The following is a 15,246-nucleotide window of genomic DNA, read 5'->3' on the forward strand; positions in this document are numbered from 1 at the left end:
TAGTCGGCGCTCTGGTTTTATAGAATCGAATAGTTCTTATGCAAGCTAGAAGAGAGGCTAATATCGTGAGCCGTCCGCTGGAAATCGATCTGCTGCGTTCGTTCGCCGTTATCGCCGAGATGCGCTCGCTAAGCCGCGCGGCCGAACGCGTGGGCCGCACCCAGTCGGCGCTGAGCCAGCAGATCAAGCGGCTCGAGGAGATCGTCGATCAGCCGCTGTTTCAGCGCACCGGCCGCGGCGTAGCGCTGACGAGCCCCGGCGAGCGCCTGCTGGTGCACGCCCAGCGCATCCTGCGCCTGCACGACGAGGCCATGGCCGACCTGTGCGGCACGGGCTTGTCGGGCACCCTGCGCTTTGGCTGCCCCGACGACTATGCCGCCGTATTCCTGCCCTCCTTGCTGCGCCGGTTTTCGGGCCAGCATCCGAATGCGCTCGTGGAAGTCGTGTGTGTGCCGACGCCGCGCCTTCTCGAACAGCTCGACAAGCGTGCCGTCGATCTCGCCTTGGTATCGCTGCCTTTGACCGCCATCGGGTCGGCGCACGCAAGCGGCCCGCACGACGAGATCATTCGCCGCGAGCAGCTGGTCTGGATCGGCTCGCCCGGACTCGACTCCGCGCACTTCGATCCGTTGCCGCTCGCGCTCTCCGATCCGGACACGCTAGACCACATTGCGGCCTGCGAAGCGTTGGAGCGCATGGGTCGCGCCTACCGCGTCGCGTATGCGAGCAGCAGCCTCGCGGGTCTCACCGCGCTCGTGCGTTCGGGCCAGGCCTTCGCCGTCATGACGCAGACGGCCGTGCCGGCGGATCTGGCGATACTCAATGGCGATCCCGCGCTGCCGCCCTTGCCGGCCGTGGGGATCACGATCAAGTTCGGGCGCAAGCGGCCGTCGCTCCTCACGACGGCGTTTGCCGAGCACATCCGGCTCACGCTGCCGCTGTTGTGAGCGCACGGCGGCGCTTCACAGCGTTTGCGGCGCGCTCTCGCCTTCGCGCGCACCCGCAGCCAAACTTCCGCGTCCGCTCGATCAGTTTGCATTGTCCTGAAGGTTCACTGCATGCGGATTATCGGCCGGAAAAAGGCATGCAGTTCCGCGTAAGCGTCCAGCGGCAGAACCTGCGCGACGTATTGGTCCGGCCGGACGATCACGAGCGCGCCACGCCCGCGGTCAATGCCGCGCGCGTCGAAAATATCGGCCGACGTGTCGCTCGTAAATGCTTTCTCGTAATCGACGAGACCGTAGCGCCCCTTTTTCGGCCGCAGGAGACCGGGCAGCGACTCCGTGCGCACTTCGCGATGTGGCTGCTGCAATACGGCACGCAGATCGAGCACGCTGTCGATATCGGCGCCCTCGGGGGTCACGAGCCGGAGCACCGAATCGGGCGCCGAGAACAGATGCTCGCACAGCGCATCGAGCGCTTTCCCCTGTGCGTCCGCGAACGCGTAGAGTCGCCAGCGGCCGTCGGCGCGCGCGGCATGGCCGAGATGGACAGGCTTCGCGTCCGCGAGGCGAATCACGGGTGCCGAGTGAAAGCGCGTGCCGATCACGAAGCCGCTGGCGAGCGCTTGATGCGTGGCCTCGCCCGTGAGCGTTCCGGGCCGGTAGCGCGTCGCGACGCCCGCCGTATAGCGGCCCGCGCGCACGAAATACGCCTGCAATTCGGCGGGATCGACGCCTCCCGCTTCCGGCCGGTTCGGGTCCTTCGGCGGCGCGGCCATCATCGTCGACCACGCCTTGTCGAAATCGATCAGCTCCTGCGCGATGGGCTGGCGCTCGGTGGAATAGGTGCGCAGCAGATCCGCGTCGCTGCGCCCTTCCAGTACCGCGCCGAGCTTCCAGCCAAGATTGAAGCCGTCCTGCATCGACACATTCATGCCCTGACCGGCCTTCGCGCTATGCGTGTGACAGGCGTCGCCGGCGATGAACACACGTGGCTCGCGTGACGTTGCGTCGGCCGCGACGGCGTCGTCGAAGCGGTCGGTCAAGCGCTGCCCCACTTCATACACCGAAAACCATGCGACCTCCTTCACCTCCAGCGTGTAGGGCTGCAGAATCCGTTGCGCGGTTTCGATGATGCGATCGACCGAGGTCTGCTTGATGCTATCGCGATTCTCCGGCGTCACCTCGCCGAGATCGACATAAAAGCGCACGAGATAGCCACCCTCGCGCGGAATGATGAGCAGATTGCCTTCGCTCGCCGATTGAATGGCCGCTTTGAGCCGGATGTCCGGAAAGTCGGTGACGGCGAGCGCGTCCATCACGCCCCACGCATGATTGGCGGCGTCGCCGCGCAGCGTTTGCCCGATGGCCGCACGCACGCGACTGCGCGCGCCGTCGCAACCCACCACGTAGCGAGCGCGCATGACGACTGTTTCGCCCTCTCGCGCTTCGTCCGTGCGGCGCAGCGTGACGCGCACGGGATATTCGCCGCTGTCATCACGCACGAGATCGACAACTTCGAGCCCATAGTCGGGTTCGAGCCGATGCGAAGAACAACGCATCACATCGAGCAGATAGTCCTGAATGCGCGCCTGATTGACGATGACGTGCGGAAACTCAGACAACCCTGTTTCGGTATCCTGGACACGTCCAGTCCGCTTGATCGCACCCCGTTCAAGCGCGTCGGGCCGCCAGAACACCGTTTCGTTGACCCAGTAGGCCTCGCGCAGCAGGCGATCGCTGAGCCCGAACGCTTCGAACATCTCGACGGTCCGACACGCTACGCCGTCTGCCTGCCCCATCTGCAACGGCCCGTTGCGGCGCTCGACCACGCGCGTTTTGATCGTCGGGAATTGCGAAAGCTGCGCCGCGAGCACGAGTCCCGCGGGGCCGCTACCGACAATCAGCACGTCGACAGCGTCGGGTGCAAGGCTGTGAGGGGCGCCTTCGGCGGCCGGTTCGATCGTCGGGTCGCCAGCGCGGAAACCGTTATGATGGAACTGCATGTTGTCTTCCTCTACTCGGTGCGTATCGTTGTGACGGAAAATATGGTCCGTACGCCAACTGTTTGAAACTGATTCGGGAAGCGGGCACGTATCAAACGGCCCGGCCGAATTAAAAAGTGGTACGGAGGCCGACTCGGGCAATCGCCTGAGAGGCGCTGCTCGAGGAACCAGTCGGGTCCATGATGCCGTTGATGGCTGCCTGGGCGCCCGAGTTCGCACGCTGGTAGACGCCTTCGGCGTACACCATCGTTCGCTTCGACAACGCGTAGTTCAGCGTTGCGCCAAGCTGGTTGGCATGGTTGTTGTCGAGAACATCGTTGCCCTTCATGTACATGTAGCTCGCCCCGAAAGACCAGGCGGGCGTGATCTGCCAGTTCGCGGCGACCTGTCCCGCATAGGCCCCGGCACCCGTGAACGAATTGCGCACGGTCACGAAATCCGCAGCGGTGTAGACCGGGCCGAAAGCGTAGTGAGCGCCGACGCCCCAGTTCCAGACCGGGATTTGCGGCGAACCACTGGCCGACCCCGGATACTTCTTCTGTGTGTACGCCGCTCCGACGCCAAACGGTCCATTCGCGTAGTTGAGGCCAAAGCTCATCGCGGAGTTGGATCCGAACGAACCTGCAACACCACCCGGCGAGTAGAGTGCGCCAACCGACACGCCGGCGAATATGGGCGACTCGTATTTGATGGAGTTCGAAGTGGGAATGCCGCTGGTTCTGCTCCAATCGAACCAGCCCGTGGGGTTTTGGGGAATACCGAGCTTCTGAAACGGGCCAGCGGCAAAGTTATACAGTCCACCGGAGAATACGGGCGGCGCATTCCCTGCCTCTGTCAGCGACGTGTACATGAAATCGTAGACGTTACCGAGAGTCAGCTTGCCGAGGTGCGCATTGTCGAGCCCGACCCAGGCATTCCGGCCGAACAGACCTTGCTGCAGCATCGCACCCGTCCCGAGCTGAAACTGGTTTTCCAGCTTGAAGATCACTTTCGTACCGCCACCCAGATCTTCGGCGCCCGTGATCCCGAAGAGGTTGGGGTTGAAAATCCCGTCATCGAATTTGGTGACGGAGTGACCGCCCTGGTTCGACACGTACGAGATGCCACCATCGATCAAGCCGTACATCGTGACGTTGCTTTGTGCAAAAGCCCCTTCAACAGGCAGGACTGCCAACATGATGGCAATGGAACATTTCCGCATTCAAGTCTCCAATCGTATTCTAATAAGCTCACAATTCCTGCTGACCACCACCCGACTCACGCGCGAGGTTTCACCGACCGAATCAAGGCTGAGCCAATCTACCTTTCAGATCGAGCGCCACGTCGACGATCATGTCCTCCTGGCCGCCCACCATCCGGCGCTTGCCCAGTTCGACGAGAATGTCCACCGTCTTCAGGTCGTACTTCTTCGCGGCCACTTCCGAGTGGCGCAGGAAGCTCGAATACACGCCCGCATAGCCGAGCGCGAGCGTTTCGCGGTCCACGCGTACCGGGCGGTCCTGCAGCGGGCGCACGATGTCGTCGGCGGCGTCCATCAGCGTGTAGAGGTCGGTGCCGTGGTTCCACCCCATGCGTTCCGCCGCGCCGACGAACACTTCGAGCGGTGCGTTGCCGGCACCTGCGCCCATGCCCGCAAGCGACGCGTCGACGCGGTCGCAACCTTCCTCCACGGCCACGATCGAGTTCGCCACACCCAGCGAGAGATTGTGGTGCGCGTGCATGCCCGTCTGCGTTTCGGGATTGAGCACGGCTTTCACCGCACGGAAGCGGTCGCGCACGTCGTTCATCGTGAGCGCGCCGCCCGAATCGACCACGTAAATGCAGGTCGCGCCGTAGCTTTCCATCTTCTTCGCTTCGACGGCGAGGTTGTCCGGCGTGGTCATGTGGCTCATCATCAGGAAGCCAACGGTGTCCATGCCCAGCTCGCGCGCGTATTCGATGTGCTGCTTCGAAATGTCGGCTTCCGTGCAGTGCGTGGCGATGCGCACCACGCGCGCGCCGGCGTGGTACGCGGCCTTCAGGTCGTGAATCGTGCCGATGCCGGGCAGCAGCAGCGTGGCGATCTGCGCGTGCGTGACGACGTCGGCCACGGCTTCGATCCACTCCAGGTCGCTGTGCGCGCCGAAGCCGTAGTTGAAGCTCGAACCCTGCAGACCGTCACCGTGCGCGACCTCGATGCTGTCGACTTTCGCGCGGTCCAGCGCGCGGGCGATGTCCTGCACGTTCTGGATCGAATACTGATGGCGAATGGCGTGGCTGCCGTCGCGCAGCGTCACGTCGGAGATATAGAGTTTCTTGCTCATGGTCTTATCCCTCCACGCTCAGAAGCGTCTGCGCCATGCGTTCGGCGGTGGCGAGCGCGGCGGAAGTCATGATGTCGAGATTGCCTGCGTAAGCGGGCAGATAGTGCGCGGCGCCTTCCACTTCGAGGAACACCGAGGTCTTCAGGCCGCTGAACCTGCCGAGGCCCGGAATATTCAACGGCGCGTCCGCGGGAATCTCGTCGAACTGCACCTTCTGCTTCAGGCGATAGCCCGGCACGTAGGCGTGCACCTTCGCGACCATTTCCTCGATGGACTGCTCGACCTTCTCGCAGTCGGCCATCTCGGAGAGCGTGTAAACCGTGTCGCGCATCATGACGGGCGGTTCGGCCGGGTTCAGCACGATGATGGCCTTGCCCTTTGCGGCGCCGCCCACCACTTCGATCGCCTTCGAGGTCGTCTCGGTGAACTCGTCGATGTTGGCGCGCGTGCCGGGGCCCGCCGACTTGCTGCTGATCGACGCGACAATTTCGGCGTAGTGAACCTTCGCGACGCGCGACACGGCCGCGACCATCGGAATCGTGGCCTGGCCACCGCACGTCACCATGTTGACGTTGGGCGCGTCGATATGCGCGTCGAGGTTCACGACCGGCACGCAGTACGGGCCGATTGCAGCAGGCGTGAGGTCGATCACGCGGATCGACGGCTTGAACGTGCGCAGCAGCGCGTCGTTCTTCACATGGGCACCAGCGGAAGTCGCGTCGAACACGAAGTCGATATCGTTGAACACCGGCAGGCGCGTAAGGCCCTCGACGCCTTCATGCGTGGTCGCCACGCCAAGCCGGGCGGCGCGCGCGAGACCGTCGGAGTTCGGGTCGATGCCGACCATCGCCGCCATCTGCAGATGCTTGCTGTTGCGCAGGATCTTGATCATCAGATCCGTGCCGATGTTGCCGGAGCCGATGATCGCGGCCTTGAGTTTTTCGGAAGCCATATGAATTCCTGTATCAGGCGGAGAAAGTCGCGCGAACGCTGCCGAGGCCTTCGATCTGCGCGGTGTAGGTGCCGGGTTCCTTCACGGCGACCATGGGCCCCAGCGCACCGGTGAGCACCACGTCGCCCGCACGCAGCGGCGTGCCGAGCTGGACCATGCGGTCGGCGAGCCACACGGCGGCGTTGAGCGGGTTGCCCAGGCACGCGGCACCGTTGCCGCGCGAGAGCACTTCGCCGTCACGCGAAAGTTCCATCGCGCAGGCGGTCAGGTCGATTTGCGAAAGCGGCACCGGGCGGCTGCCCACCACGAAGCGCGCGCTCGACGCGTTGTCGGCGACCGTATCGACGAAGCGGATGTCCCAGTTCTGGATGCGGCTGTCCACCACTTCGATGGCCGCGAGTGCATACGCGCTCGCACGCAGGATATCGGCGAAGGTGTGCTTTTCGAACGTGAGATCGTGCTCCAGCACGAGCGCGATTTCCGCTTCCACCTTCGGCTGGATCAGCTGCGAGAGCGGAATCGCTTGCGCATCGCCGTAAGCCATCGACGCGAACAGCGCGCCGAAGTCAGGCTGATCGACGCCGAGCTGCTTTTGCACCGCGAGCGACGTGAGACCGATCTTGCGGCCCACGATGCGCTCGCCGGTCGCCACGCGCAGGTCGACGTTGGCTTGCTGAACGGCGTAAGCGGTGGCGATATCGTCGATAGCGATCTCGCCGCGTACCGGCTCGATCACGTTGCGCGAGGCTTCGGCGTTGCGTAGTCGGCTCGCAAGCGCATCGATCACATTGATATCAGGCATCCTAAGCTCCTGCTCATCTCGTGTTTTCCGGGTAGCTCTGCAGCCACCCGCTCTTTTTGGGTGGCATCGGTTGCCCGCGCATCCATTGCGGCAACCGATGCTCCGTACCGTGGCGGCTCAGGCGGGCACGGCAAGACCGGTCACGTCGGCGGCAGCGACGAACCGGTCAGGCCGCAACGCCACGACGCGCGCACCATACTTGCGCAACCACGGACGCAATACGCCGTCCAGGTCGATCAACTCGTCGTTACCCTGAGTGTGCTGGTCTTGCTGGCGTACGGCGAAGTACCGTGCGCCGAGACTGTCCCAGGCGTCCTTTTCCGCGGCGGTGAGCAGCGTCGCCGGGTCCACGTCGTCGCCGAGCAACACGAAACCGTCACCGAGCAAATCGTCCAGGCGCCCCATCACCCCGCGAATGTCTCCGACCACCGGCTGCGGCACCATCCGGCCCACGATGCTGTCGTCGGCGAGCGGGCCACGCAGCCATCCGGCGGCGAGCACCGGCGGTGCGATCAGCGGCGGCTCCTGAACGGCATCGCGATGCGCTGCATCGAGTGCGGCCTGCTCCTCTTCCGAGAGCTCCTGCTTGATGACACGGCCAAGCTGAACCGCAAGCTGGGTGTAGAAAACAGCGTTCGGCCGACGTTCCGTTTCGTAGGTGTCGAGGAAATGCTCGGGCAAGGTTCCATTGAGAACGCCCGCGAGCTTCCAGCCGAGATCGAATGCATCGCGCATCCCCGTCTGCATGCCTGCGCCAGCCCAGGGCGGCATGAGGTGCGCGGCATCGCCAGCCAGGAAGACACGGCCTTCACGCCACTTGTCAGCCATGCGGGTGTGGTGGCGATAGAACGCATGCTGGTGAATCTCGACGTCGTCCTCCGTCACCCCCAGCGCCTCGAGCAGCGGCCAGATCTGGGCGTTCGTGGCGAAGTCGGCTTCGGTCTCGCCGGGCTTGAGCGGCAGCTCCCAACGGTGATTACCGCCCGAGAGCGCGATGTCCACCACTGGCCGTTCCTTGTCGGACCAGAAGGTCAACAGGTTCCGGTCCGGCCACCAACGTTTCGCACGGCAGTCGATCACGATCCACATCACGTCGAGCGTATCGCCCTCGAGCTTTGCTCCGATCATGCCGCGCGTGGCGCTGCTACCGCCGTCGCAGCCGATCACATAGCGCGCGCGCGTGCTTGTCAATGCGCCGGTATCGATATCCTTCGCAGTGACCGTGACGCCGGTCTCGTCCTGCTCCAGCGCTGCCACTTCGAAGCCGTAGCGGACATCGATCAATTCGCCATGCTGCGCTGCGGACTCGCGCAGCGCAGCTTCCATGGTCGGCTGGTAAATATTGAAGAAGCGCGGCTTGATGCCCAGCGTCGAAGGCGGATGCTCGACGCGCATGATCTCCGTACCGTCGTAGCGCATCCAGCGCAAGGCGCGTTGGGGATCGATGCATTTCAGAACCGGCTCGTCAACGCCGAGATTCTGGAAAATCCGCATCGTCCAGTCATTCACGGTGACGGCACGGGCGCGCGGATAGATGTCGCGATGCCGTTCGATCGCAACGCAGGAAATGCCGTATTTCGCGAGCGTAAGCGCGGCAATGACACCAGAAGGACCGTAGCCGACGATGGCAACGTCCGCGTCGAAGTGTTCTGACATGGGGTGACTCCAATGGGTTTTGTGGAATGCGAAAGCCGGCTGTTCGATTCGTAGTGCGTATTACATTGCTTGTGCGTCTCCGTTCTTGTTTCACGGAGACGGCATTGCGAATTCTCGCTGCGCGCCGTCGCAGCCGTCGTTAGCCGTTAGTGCTTCAGGAAGTCGATGACGAGCCGGTTGAATTCCTCAGCGTGTTCCCACTGTGCCCAGTGGCCGCACTTCGGGAAGATATGGAGCCGTGCATCCTGCAACGTGCTGATCATTCGCAGGCCATGATCGATCGGCACGAACCGGTCGTCTCGTCCCCACGTAATCAGCGTTTTGTGGCCGATTTCCGCAAAACGGGAGGACAGGTCCCACGTCGTAACCGGGCAAAGCTTCGAGCTTTCGACGAAGTTCTTCAGGTGGTTCAGGTTCGACTCGATATTGTTCCAGCGCCCCCGACGCAGCTCTTCGGTGATCGCTGCCGGGTTGTAGACGAACACGTCGAGCATGGCTTCGAAGTTCGCGTAACCCGGCTGCGAGTACAGCTTGAACATGTGCTTGATGCCTTCGCCCGGTTGCGGCTGGAGGATGCTCGGGCCTTGCGCACCCGGTCCCATGAGCACCATGCGATCGAGGCGATCGGCAAACTCGAGCGCGAAACTCAGCGCCGAGGCTCCGCCCATCGAGTTGCCGACCAGATGCGCCTTCTCGATACCCAGCGCATCCAGCACGCCCTTCGTGGCGCGCGCGTTCAGCAGGTTGCGCGGCACGTCGCTGACGATTTCGCCGGATTTGTTGAAACCGGGGCTGTCGATCAGCAGAACGCGAAATCCCGCTGCGACCAGCGCTTCGATATTGCGGTAGTAGTTGCTCCAGCCACTGGCGCCGGGGCCGCCGCCATGCAGCATCGCGACAGCGGGGCCTTCCCCGGCATCGTTGAAATGGATCGTGAAATTCTCGAGGCCCGGTTCGTTGATCGTCACGAACTTGCTCGTACTGGATTCGGTCAGGGTCACTTTTTTGCTCCGGTAATGATAGATCTATGCGTCGTTTGCTCGATCAAACACGATTCACTGTGCGGTCGCGGCATCCGGGCCCGGCGGCGGATTCAGCTTATGCCCCCAATCGCTAAGCTCTGCGTAGCGTTTGACTTCCCACGTTGCATCGTCCACCACGATGCCGCCCGCGCCAAACTCGATGGCGAATCCGGACGGCGAAATCATGTAGAAGGAAAACATCTGGTCGTTGGGGTGATGGCCCAACTCCATCAGGATGGGCACTCCCGCCTGCTTGCAGCGATCGTAGGCCAGGCCAACATCGTTGGGATCGACACACTCGACCATGACGTGATGGATACGTTTGTGGACCGGAAACGGCACATCAGCAATCGCCAGAGAATGATGCCGGCCGGTACGCGCGTGGAAAAAGGCGACATCGAGGTTGACGCCAGGCGCGGCATCGCCATTGATCGAGTCGCTGAGTTTCAGACCCAATACGCGCTCGCAAAACGCCCTCGCCGGTGCGCTCTGCCTGGGCACGGTGACGAAGTGCCCCGCACCGAGGCGTCCGGTGCTAAATGCACCGCGCAGCACGGACGAACGGAACGTGTCGCGGGATGTGGTCCTGTAGGCACCACAGTAGAACTCGTGGCGGATGCCGTCCGGATCGCAACAGACAAACAGACGAGAGACACGGCGCTGTTCGGCAACTTCAGCGTCCGTCTCGGCAACGTCGATCCCCTGAGCGCGCGTCTGAACGACGAACGCCTCGAGTTCCGCATCCGATTCGAATTCCCAGCCAGCGGCGAGGAAATCATCGAGGTCATTCCTCACCAGCAGAATGCGCTGTTCATAGTCGTCCATACGCAGGCCGAGTGACTCGCCGGGCACCCGCCTTCCAGCCTGCAAGCCAAGTACGTTGACGGCAAACACCTCCCATGCCGCCAGGTCGTTGACTCCAAAAACCATGTATCCCAGCGTCGATACGCTATGCATTACCTCTCCTCGTTTCGCGATTTTTCCTGACTGCCTGCCCGGCGCATTGGTGAAGCGCCTTAGCGCGCCATGTGATCCGGACCCGGCTAGCCGGTCCGATATGACAAGCCGCTGCATCGAATCTGGCGGTTGCGACCACGACGGAAGTGTACCGATAGGTCCAAAACGTCGCACCCCAGGGAAAACAAGTAATGTACCGATCGGTCCAAGACAGGATGACGTATACTTCGCGGATGGAAAAGGCACAACAGATTGGCAATCGGCGCGGTCAACGATCGCGTCAGGAAATCCTCGACGCGGCGGCGCGCGTGATGTCGGCTTATGGTTACGCAGGCACGTCAATGTCCGCGCTGGTCGAGGCGACCGGCATCCCCAAGAGCGCGATCTACCATCACTTTGGCTCGAAGGCTGGACTACTCGCAGAAGTGATGGCTAGAGGCGCTCGCGACTTCTTCGCCGCCATGCGCGAAGCACACGAAAATCCACCGCAAGGCGGAACGCCGCGCGAACGGCTCGGCTGGTACCTGAAAAAGACGGGCGAGGTGTTCGAGCACCGGGAAAACTTCCTGCGCCTGTTGTTCGTCATGGTCATGAGCAACGAGGCGGCCGAACCCGAGGCCATGCAGATCGTTGTGGAAGTGCGCACCGAAGGCCGCAACTACATGCACGAGATGATTCGCAACGCATTCAGCGAAGTGGGTGAGGCCTTGGCGTCAGCTGTAGCCGACGAACTCGCGCACTTCGGCATGCTTGGATTTGATGGCGCGTTTATATCCTTGCAGTCTGGCGACAACAAGACAATGAAAGCGCACATGGAGCAACTCACCGACGCCATGATCGCGCTCGGCGAAGCGCGTGCTGCGTCGCTCCGGGAGCGTGCTCCAAAGCGGAAAAGGCCATCGGCGGAAATCCAGAGTGACTTGCGTCCGCAACGAACTAGACGCGCGCCGAGCGCCGGCTTGAAAGTCTCTGGGTAGCGTTTTTCGGGTCCACCGGAATCTGGCAAGAGGCATGGCGAACTGAATCGATATTCCATCCGGACGTTGCGGGAGAGACCTCAGGTTTTGCGCTGTTGTTCGAATGATTGAGGCCAAGGTGGGGGACGGCAATTTTGTTTTAAGGGCTTCGCGTTCTGGCAGGAGCGCTGCCGCTCCAAGCCGCCCCGTCGATATGCGAACATCGCAGCTTCTTTCGCGGACGCCATCCACCCATGCCGAAAATCCGGAAAACCCTCGCCACGTTGCTGGGCCTCGCACTCGCCGCGGGCAGCGCCGCCGCGCAACCGGCGCAGAAGCCGCCGGGGCCGGCCATGATGGTCCATTTCGACTACTACCCGAAAGACCGCCCGCAGATTCATGCGCTCGAACAGCGGCTGGCCGGCGCTATCAAGCGCGCGGATGCCGGCGAACTCGGCGAAACCGAAATTCACATCGACGGCAACGATGGCTACCTCTACATGTACGGGCCCGACCCGGACCGGCTATATCGCGTGACGAGCCCGATTCTGAAGTCGTCCAGATTGACCGCACACTCCGAAGTCACGAAGTGGTACGGGGCTCGCAGGGAAACGTTCGTGATTCGCTGAGGCACGCGCGCCTCAAGTTTTGGGGTGGCACTCGAAGCGAATGACCGAGGCCTGCTGCTGCAGCGCCTCGAGGCCTTCGGTGTGCTCCATGCCGAGACTCGTTTGCATGCCGCGGCTCTCGCAGTAGTCGGTGGCTTCGCTCACCGCGCGCTTGTGGGCCCGCGCCCACGCGAGGCGCCCGCCCGTTGCGGACGCGGAAACGACGTACGTGCCCGAGTTGTCCGCCGTGGTGACGTCGCTGGCCGACGCGCAACCCGCGAGCACCGTGCAGGCGGCGGCTAGCGATACGGCGACCTTCGTCCAGGACCCGCTTGCCGCGCCCGCAAGCCTGACGGTCCCCTTGAATATCTGCTCCATGAATCCCTCTCACGATCGAGCGTCGCAATACGCTCGCATGAGTGTGGATTTTAGGGTCGCCCTATCGAAAGTCTATGCCCATAGACTGAATTCACTGTTACCGCCAGAAATACAATCGCGATCCCTTTCTGGCCCCATGAACGCGACGAGCGGCCCGGGTCAAGCCGGCACGCCCTCGATGGCGCGCCCGGAACGTCCCCACGCCACCACGACGCCGATACCGAGCACCGCGAGGCACACGATCGGCACGATCATCGGCCCGAATGCGGTGCCCGTGAGCCTGCCCGCCAGCGGCATGAGGTTCTGTCCAAAGAAGCCGCCGAGATTGCCGATCGAGTTGATCGCCGCAACGCTCGCCGCCGCCCGCGCGCCGGTGAAGTAACGCGGCGGCATCGACCAGAAGCACGGATACAGCAGCGGAATGCATGCGCCGCCGAACACGAGCGCGATGAAGCGCAGCGGCGTGGAAGGCAGCAGGAGACACAGCAGGAAGCCCAGCGTGCCGAGCGCCGCGACGATCGCCATCGCGCGCAGAATGCTTTTCGCGCGGCGCAGCTTCGACGGCAGCCACAGCAGCAGCAATACCGCCAGCGCCCACGGCAACATGCTCAACAGCCCGTTCACGCTGCTCGACACGCCGAACGACTTCACGAGCGTGGGCAGCCAGTAGGTCACGCCGTAGAGCGACGTCGACATCAGCATATAGGTCGCCGCGAACAGCATCACGCGCGGATCGAGCAGCGCCTTCCAGGGCTGCGCGTGTTCGGCGTGCTCGGGTTTCTCGCGCTCGTGCGCGGCCGCCACGATCTGCTTTTCGCGCTCGTTCAGAAAGCGCGCTTCCTGGTACGACGCCGGCAGCAGCCTGAACACGGCGATGCCGACCAGCACGGCGGGCAGGCCCGTGGCGATGAACACCCACTGCCAGCCGGCGAGGCCCCATACGCCATTGAGGCTCAGCAGCCAGCCGCCCACGAGCGAGCCCAGCATGTTCGCAAGCGCGCTGCCCAGCGTGAAGATGCCGAGCACGCGTGCGCGATAGCTTTGCGGAAACCACAGCGTGAGGTAGTAGATCACGCCGGGATAGAAGCCGGCTTCGGCCACGCCCAGCGCGAGGCGCAGGCCGCAGAACACCTTCATCGAGGTGGTGAAGCCCATCAGCACGGTAATCAAGCCCCAGGTGAGCATGATGCGCGCGAGCCACACGCGCGCGCCGAAGCGGTGCAGCGCGAGCGTGCTAGGCACTTCGAACAGCAGATAACCGATGAAGAATAGCGACGACGCAAGACCGAACGCCGTTTCGGTCATGTTGAGGCTGTGCACCATCTGCAGCTTCGCGAAGCCGACGTTTTGACGGTCGATGAACGAGATCAGAAACATCACGACGAGGATCGGCATGAGGCGGCGCGCGATCTTCGACATGACATCCCGCTCTTCGACGGACTGTTGATCGACGGTTGAGACTGTATTCACTCTGTTCTCCTGCGTTTATTTGTGTCTATGCGTATGTCTAGGACGGACGGAAATCCCCGAGCATCGCCACGAACATGTCGTTCCATGTGCGCGGCTTCGCCTTGATCGTGCCCACCATGTACAGAAAATCCACGTACTCCATCAACTGCTCGGGCCAGACCGAAAAGCGCGACTCCGGCGCGGAGAGCGTTTGCACCACGTGCTCGCGCGACGCGCCGAAGCCCGACGAATCGACATAGATCTGTGCGGCGGCCGCCTTGTCCTGCGCGATCATCCGGTTCGCCTCGTCGAGCGCGTGAAGGAACGCTTTTGCCAGCGCCGGCTCGGTATCGACGAGGCGCTTGGGCGCGAACACCACGTCGAGCGTGAGCGGCCCGAGCACGTCGACCGAATTGACCACGCGATGGATGCCCGGCTGCTGCAATTCGAGCGTCGAAAATGGCGGCGACGCGAAATGCGCGGTGATGCCGCCCTCGCGCCGGATCAGCGACTGCATGGCCTGCGGATGCGGCAGGCCGACGGTGATCGAATCGAGCTGCGCGAAGTGCTGCGGCCCGAGCAGCTTGCTCGCCACCATCTGCAGCACCACGGCCGACAGCGAGGTGCGGATGCCCGGCACCGCAATGCGGTCGGCGCTCGTGAAGTCGCGCAGCGTCGCGATCTGCGGCCGGTTCGTGTTGAGCGAGAGCGCCGTGGCCGACAGGCCGCTGATGCCGATCACCTCGACGTTCGGTATGCCGCGCGCCCGCGCCCACAGTTCGATGAAGCCGGGCGCGCCCACGGCGGCGAAGTCGAGCGTGCCGGCCATCATGGCGTCGTCGACCGAGTTGCCGCCGTCGAGCCTCACCCACTCCACGCTCACGTCCGCGAGCCCCTGGCGAGCCGCATGGCGCTCGAAGAGCCGCGCCTTTTCCATCACGAGCAGCGGCAGATACAGCAGGCCATAGCCCTTCGAAATGCGCACCGTGCGCGGCGTGGCCCGAACCCAGCCAGGCGCGAGCCCCGCGGCAACCGCGGCCGCGCCGAGCCCGGCCGCAACGAACGCGCGCCGACGCGGTGAAGGCCGCGGCGACTTCACGCGCATCTTGCCGTCTCCGTTGGTTCGTGTCGTAATCACGTCGCGCTGTCTTCCATGGTTCGCGAGATTACCGGGCGAGTCTGAGAAAATGCTGAGAAACACACAGAGTAGACCTCG

General features: G+C 63.2%; 14 protein-coding genes. 3 read left to right on the forward strand and 11 right to left on the reverse strand.

Annotated features, from left to right (window positions below):
* Nucleotides 1-38: 38 nt before the first annotated feature.
* Nucleotides 39-947, forward strand: coding sequence for a LysR family transcriptional regulator (locus AB4Y35_RS26130; RefSeq protein ID WP_368706607.1), 909 nt, complete (start codon nt 39-41; stop codon nt 945-947).
* Between the two features lie 104 nt (nt 948-1,051).
* Here AB4Y35_RS26130 and AB4Y35_RS26135 read toward each other — a convergent pair whose 3' ends face one another.
* From AB4Y35_RS26135 to AB4Y35_RS26170, 8 genes are all read right to left on the reverse strand, one after another.
* Entirely contained in the window at nt 1,052-2,947 is a 1,896-nt protein-coding gene (locus tag AB4Y35_RS26135; RefSeq protein WP_368706608.1) for an FAD-binding monooxygenase, read from the reverse strand.
* 109 nt (nt 2,948-3,056) lie between these two features.
* A complete protein-coding gene (locus AB4Y35_RS26140; protein WP_368706609.1) occupies nt 3,057-4,148 on the reverse strand; it encodes a porin in 1,092 nt (363 codons plus the stop codon).
* Nucleotides 4,149-4,230: 82 nt separating this feature from the next.
* A complete protein-coding gene (gene dmpG / locus AB4Y35_RS26145; RefSeq protein WP_368706610.1) occupies nt 4,231-5,250 on the reverse strand; it encodes a 4-hydroxy-2-oxovalerate aldolase in 1,020 nt (339 codons plus the stop codon).
* A 4-nt stretch (nt 5,251-5,254) separates the two neighbouring features.
* Entirely contained in the window at nt 5,255-6,202 is a 948-nt protein-coding gene (locus AB4Y35_RS26150) for an acetaldehyde dehydrogenase (acetylating) (protein ID WP_368706611.1), read from the reverse strand.
* A gap of 13 nt (nt 6,203-6,215) precedes the next feature.
* Nucleotides 6,216-7,004, reverse strand: a complete 789-nt coding sequence (gene mhpD, locus AB4Y35_RS26155; RefSeq protein WP_368706612.1) for a 2-keto-4-pentenoate hydratase — start codon at nt 7,002-7,004, stop codon at nt 6,216-6,218.
* A gap of 117 nt (nt 7,005-7,121) precedes the next feature.
* Complete coding sequence (locus AB4Y35_RS26160) at nt 7,122-8,660, reverse strand: bifunctional 3-(3-hydroxy-phenyl)propionate/3-hydroxycinnamic acid hydroxylase (protein ID WP_368706613.1); 1,539 nt, start codon at nt 8,658-8,660, stop codon at nt 7,122-7,124.
* 146 nt (nt 8,661-8,806) lie between these two features.
* Complete coding sequence (gene bphD, locus AB4Y35_RS26165) at nt 8,807-9,661, reverse strand: 2-hydroxy-6-oxo-6-phenylhexa-2,4-dienoate hydrolase (protein WP_342922694.1); 855 nt, start codon at nt 9,659-9,661, stop codon at nt 8,807-8,809.
* A 54-nt stretch (nt 9,662-9,715) separates the two neighbouring features.
* The gene (locus AB4Y35_RS26170) at nt 9,716-10,639 is read right to left on the reverse strand and encodes a VOC family protein (protein ID WP_368706614.1); all 924 of its coding nucleotides are present in this window, start codon (nt 10,637-10,639) and stop codon (nt 9,716-9,718) included.
* A gap of 233 nt (nt 10,640-10,872) precedes the next feature.
* Here AB4Y35_RS26170 and AB4Y35_RS26175 point away from each other — a divergent pair, with 233 nt between their 5' ends.
* A complete protein-coding gene (locus AB4Y35_RS26175; RefSeq protein WP_368706615.1) occupies nt 10,873-11,616 on the forward strand; it encodes a TetR/AcrR family transcriptional regulator in 744 nt (247 codons plus the stop codon).
* Nucleotides 11,617-11,849: 233 nt separating this feature from the next.
* The gene (locus AB4Y35_RS26180; RefSeq protein ID WP_368694301.1) at nt 11,850-12,224 is read left to right on the forward strand and encodes a hypothetical protein; all 375 of its coding nucleotides are present in this window, start codon (nt 11,850-11,852) and stop codon (nt 12,222-12,224) included.
* A gap of 12 nt (nt 12,225-12,236) precedes the next feature.
* Here AB4Y35_RS26180 and AB4Y35_RS26185 read toward each other — a convergent pair whose 3' ends face one another.
* The 3 genes from AB4Y35_RS26185 to AB4Y35_RS26195 form a co-directional block, all read right to left on the reverse strand.
* Nucleotides 12,237-12,581, reverse strand: a complete 345-nt coding sequence (locus tag AB4Y35_RS26185) for a hypothetical protein (RefSeq protein WP_368706616.1) — start codon at nt 12,579-12,581, stop codon at nt 12,237-12,239.
* A gap of 159 nt (nt 12,582-12,740) precedes the next feature.
* A complete protein-coding gene (locus tag AB4Y35_RS26190; RefSeq protein ID WP_368706617.1) occupies nt 12,741-14,051 on the reverse strand; it encodes an MFS transporter in 1,311 nt (436 codons plus the stop codon).
* Nucleotides 14,052-14,088: 37 nt separating this feature from the next.
* Nucleotides 14,089-15,135 (reverse strand): ABC transporter substrate-binding protein, encoded by a 1,047-nt coding sequence (locus AB4Y35_RS26195; protein ID WP_368706762.1) that lies wholly within the window; start codon nt 15,133-15,135, stop codon nt 14,089-14,091.
* Nucleotides 15,136-15,246 lie beyond the last annotated feature (111 nt).

It is taken from the genome of Paraburkholderia sp. EG286A (assembly GCF_040965375.1).
GTDB lineage: Bacteria > Pseudomonadota > Gammaproteobacteria > Burkholderiales > Burkholderiaceae > Paraburkholderia.

What these genes read in the sequence shown, in the direction of transcription:
- mhpD (WP_368706612.1), bottom strand. Translation starts at nt 7,004, where the DNA reads ATGCCTGATATCAATGTGATCGATGCGCTTGCGAGCCGACTACGCAAC.
- AB4Y35_RS26180 (WP_368694301.1), top strand. Translation starts at nt 11,850, where the DNA reads ATGCCGAAAATCCGGAAAACCCTCGCCACGTTGCTGGGCCTCGCACTC.
- AB4Y35_RS26185 (WP_368706616.1), bottom strand. Translation starts at nt 12,581, where the DNA reads ATGGAGCAGATATTCAAGGGGACCGTCAGGCTTGCGGGCGCGGCAAGC.
- dmpG (WP_368706610.1), bottom strand. Translation starts at nt 5,250, where the DNA reads ATGAGCAAGAAACTCTATATCTCCGACGTGACGCTGCGCGACGGCAGC.
- AB4Y35_RS26130 (WP_368706607.1), top strand. Translation starts at nt 39, where the DNA reads ATGCAAGCTAGAAGAGAGGCTAATATCGTGAGCCGTCCGCTGGAAATC.
- AB4Y35_RS26160 (WP_368706613.1), bottom strand. Translation starts at nt 8,660, where the DNA reads ATGTCAGAACACTTCGACGCGGACGTTGCCATCGTCGGCTACGGTCCT.
- AB4Y35_RS26170 (WP_368706614.1), bottom strand. Translation starts at nt 10,639, where the DNA reads ATGCATAGCGTATCGACGCTGGGATACATGGTTTTTGGAGTCAACGAC.
- AB4Y35_RS26135 (WP_368706608.1), bottom strand. Translation starts at nt 2,947, where the DNA reads ATGCAGTTCCATCATAACGGTTTCCGCGCTGGCGACCCGACGATCGAA.
- AB4Y35_RS26150 (WP_368706611.1), bottom strand. Translation starts at nt 6,202, where the DNA reads ATGGCTTCCGAAAAACTCAAGGCCGCGATCATCGGCTCCGGCAACATC.
- AB4Y35_RS26140 (WP_368706609.1), bottom strand. Translation starts at nt 4,148, where the DNA reads ATGCGGAAATGTTCCATTGCCATCATGTTGGCAGTCCTGCCTGTTGAA.
- AB4Y35_RS26195 (WP_368706762.1), bottom strand. Translation starts at nt 15,135, where the DNA reads ATGCGCGTGAAGTCGCCGCGGCCTTCACCGCGTCGGCGCGCGTTCGTT.
- AB4Y35_RS26175 (WP_368706615.1), top strand. Translation starts at nt 10,873, where the DNA reads ATGGAAAAGGCACAACAGATTGGCAATCGGCGCGGTCAACGATCGCGT.